General features: G+C 61.7%; 4 protein-coding genes. All 4 read left to right on the top strand.

Annotated features, from left to right (window positions below):
* The coding region (locus GIW04_RS29125) for an ABC transporter substrate-binding protein (RefSeq protein WP_236479478.1) at positions 1-643 on the top strand (643 nt) is incomplete at its 5' end.
* The gene (locus GIW04_RS29120; RefSeq protein WP_034135393.1) at positions 644-1717 is read left to right on the top strand and encodes a microcin C ABC transporter permease YejB; all 1074 of its coding nucleotides are present in this window, start codon (positions 644-646) and stop codon (positions 1715-1717) included. It begins immediately after the preceding gene.
* A 1-nt stretch (position 1718) separates the two neighbouring features.
* Entirely contained in the window at positions 1719-2738 is a 1020-nt protein-coding gene (locus GIW04_RS29115) for an ABC transporter permease (RefSeq protein ID WP_003190688.1), read from the top strand.
* A gap of 1 nt (position 2739) precedes the next feature.
* Positions 2740-3318, top strand: a 579-nt coding sequence (locus GIW04_RS29110; protein WP_236479477.1) for an ATP-binding cassette domain-containing protein, incomplete at its 3' end; no start/stop codon positions are given.

The following is a 3318-nucleotide window of genomic DNA, read 5'->3' as shown; positions in this document are numbered from 1 at the left end:
GATCCGCACCCAACAGCGCGAGGCCTACCAACTGCTGCAAGAGGCAGGCTGGAAGATTGTTGACGACAAAATGGTCGACAGCACCGGCAAGCCCGTGACCATCGAGTTCATGCTGGCCCAGACCGAGTTCGAGCGCATCCTCCTGCCGTTCAAGCGCAACCTGGCAGACCTGGGCATCGACCTGGTAATTCGTCGCGTGGACGTCTCACAGTTCGTCAACCGCCTGCGCTCGCGCGACTTCGACATGCTGGTGGGCAGCTTCCCGCAATCCACCTCGCCGGGTAACGAGCAGCGCGAGTTCTGGAAATCCTCCAGCGCCGACAAGCCCGGCAGCCGCAACTACATGGGCCTCAAGGACCCCGCCGTCGACCAGTTGGTGGAGGAGTTGATCGACGCCGGTTCGCGCCAAAGTCTGATCGCCCACGCCAGGGCGCTGGATCGTGTGCTGCAGTTTGGTTACTACGTGATTCCCAACTGGCACATCAAGACCTTCCGCGTCGCGTACTGGGACCACCTGGGCCACCCCAAGGTCTCGCCACGCTACGACGTCGGCACCGCGACCTGGTGGGCTAAACCCGACGTCAAACCAGCGGTATCCCTCGACACCACACAGAACGCCGATGCGGCGAGCGGAGGCAATTGAATGCTGGCCTATATTGCTCGCCGCCTGTTGCTGATCATCCCCACACTGTTCGGGATCTTGCTGATCAACTTCGTCATCATCCAGGCCGCGCCCGGCGGCCCGGTGGAGCAAATGATCGCCAAGCTCGAAGGCTTCGACGGCGCCACCAGCCGCATTGCCGGCGGCGGAGCCGAAGTCGCGGTGGCCGGCTCCAGCTACCGTGGCGCCCAGGGCCTGGACCCGGCGCTGATCAAGGAAATCGAAAAGATGTACGGCTTCGACAAGTCGGCGCCGGAACGCTTGTGGATCATGGTCAAGAACTACGCCCAGCTGGATTTCGGTGACAGCTTTTTCCGCGACGCCAAGGTCATCGACCTGATCAAGGAGAAGATGCCGGTGTCCATTTCCCTGGGGTTATGGAGCACCCTGATCATGTACCTGGTGTCCATCCCCCTGGGGATCGCCAAGGCCACGCGCCACGGCAGCCATTTCGATGTGTGGACCAGCTCGGCGATCATCGTCGGCTATGCGATACCGGCGTTCCTGTTTGCGATCTTGCTGATCGTGGTGTTTGCCGGTGGCAGTTATTTCGACTGGTTCCCCTTGCGCGGGCTCACCTCCAACAACTTCGACGAGTTGAGCTGGGGCGGCAAGATCCTCGATTACTTCTGGCACCTGGCGCTGCCCGTCACCGCCCTGGTGATCGGCAACTTCGCGACCATGACCCTGCTGACCAAGAACAGCTTTCTCGACGAGATCAACAAGCAGTACGTGGTCACCGCCAAGGCCAAGGGCCTGACCAATCGCCGTGTGCTGTATGGCCACGTATTCCGCAACGCCATGCTGCTGGTGATCGCCGGTTTCCCTTCGGCCTTCATTGGCATCTTCTTTACCGGCTCGTTGCTGGTGGAAGTGATCTTCTCCCTCGACGGCCTGGGCCTGATGAGCTTTGAAGCGGCGATCAACCGTGACTACCCGGTGGTGTTCGGCACGCTGTTTATCTTCACCCTGCTGGGACTGATCGTGAAACTGATCGGCGACCTCACCTACACCCTGGTCGATCCGCGTATCGACTTTGCCAGCCGGGAGCATTGAGATGAACCTGTCCCCCCTCAATCGCCGCCGGTTCGAGCGGTTCAAGGCCAACAAGCGCGGCTGGTGGTCGCTGTGGCTGTTCCTGGTGCTGTTCGTGCTGAGCCTGGGCGCCGAGTTGATCGCCAACGACAAGCCCCTGGCGGTGCACTTCGACGGCGGTTGGTACTTCCCGGCGCTCAAGCGCTACCCGGAGACCACCTTCGGCGGTGAATTCCCGTTGGAAGCCAACTACAAGAGCCCCTACATCCAGGAACTGCTCAAGGCCAAGGACGCCTGGACCTTGTGGGCGCCGATTCCATTCAGCTACCAGAGCATCAATTACGACCTGAAAGTCCCGGCCCCGGCGCCGCCGTCCTCGGTCAACCTGCTGGGCACCGATGACCAGGGGCGCGATGTGCTCGCGCGGGTGATCTACGGCTTTCGCGTGTCGGTGCTCTTTGCCCTGACCCTGACCATACTCAGCTCGATCATCGGCGTGATTGCCGGCGCCTTGCAGGGCTTTTATGGCGGTTGGGTCGACCTGGCCGGGCAACGCTTTCTGGAGATCTGGTCCGGCTTGCCGGTGCTCTACCTGCTGATCATCCTGGCCAGCTTCGTGCAACCCAACTTCTGGTGGTTGCTGGGGATCATGCTGCTGTTTTCCTGGATGAGCCTGGTGGATGTGGTGCGCGCCGAGTTCCTGCGCGGGCGCAACCTGGAGTACGTGCGCGCGGCGCGGGCGTTGGGCATGCAGAACGGCGCGATCATGTTCCGTCACATCCTGCCCAATGCGATGGTTTCGACCATGACCTTCCTGCCCTTCATCCTCACCGGCGCCATTGGCACCCTCACCGCCCTGGATTTTCTCGGCTTCGGGCTGCCGGCAGGTTCGCCGTCGCTGGGTGAGCTGGTGGCCCAGGGCAAGTCCAACCTGCAAGCGCCGTGGCTGGGCATGAGCGCTTTCGCGGTGCTGGCGATCATGTTGAGCCTGCTGGTGTTTATCGGCGAGTCCGCTCGCGATGCGTTCGACCCGAGGAAATGAGATGAATCCGGACAATCTGATCGAAATCCGCGACCTCAGTGTCGAGTTCGTCACCGGCGAGCATCATCACCGGGTGGTCAACCACGTGAGCTTCGACATCAAGCGCGGCGAAACCCTGGCGCTGGTGGGCGAAAGCGGTTCGGGTAAATCGGTCACCGCCCATTCGATTCTGCGCCTGCTGCCCTACCCTCTGGCAAGGCATCCGTCTGGCACCATCGAATATTCAGGGCAAGACCTGCTGACGCTCAAAGAGAAGACCCTACGGCATATACGCGGCAATCGTATTGCGATGATCTTCCAGGAGCCGATGACCTCGTTGAACCCGCTGCACTCCATCGAAAAACAGATCAACGAAGTGCTCGGGCTGCACAAGGGCCTGACCGGCAAGGTCGCCACCCAGCGCACGTTGGAGTTGCTGGAACTGGTGGGCATCCCCGAGCCCCACAAACGCCTCAAGGCGTTGCCCCACGAGCTGTCCGGCGGCCAGCGCCAGCGGGTGATGATCGCCATGGCATTGGCCAACGAGCCTGAGCTGTTGATCGCCGACGAGCCGACCACCGCCCTCGACGTCACCGTGCAG

Source organism: Pseudomonas sp. PA-4-8C (assembly GCF_021606625.1).
GTDB lineage: Bacteria > Pseudomonadota > Gammaproteobacteria > Pseudomonadales > Pseudomonadaceae > Aquipseudomonas > Aquipseudomonas lactis.
The sequence above is the reverse complement of the archived record's forward strand: the minus strand, read 5'-3'. Positions and strand labels throughout refer to the sequence as shown.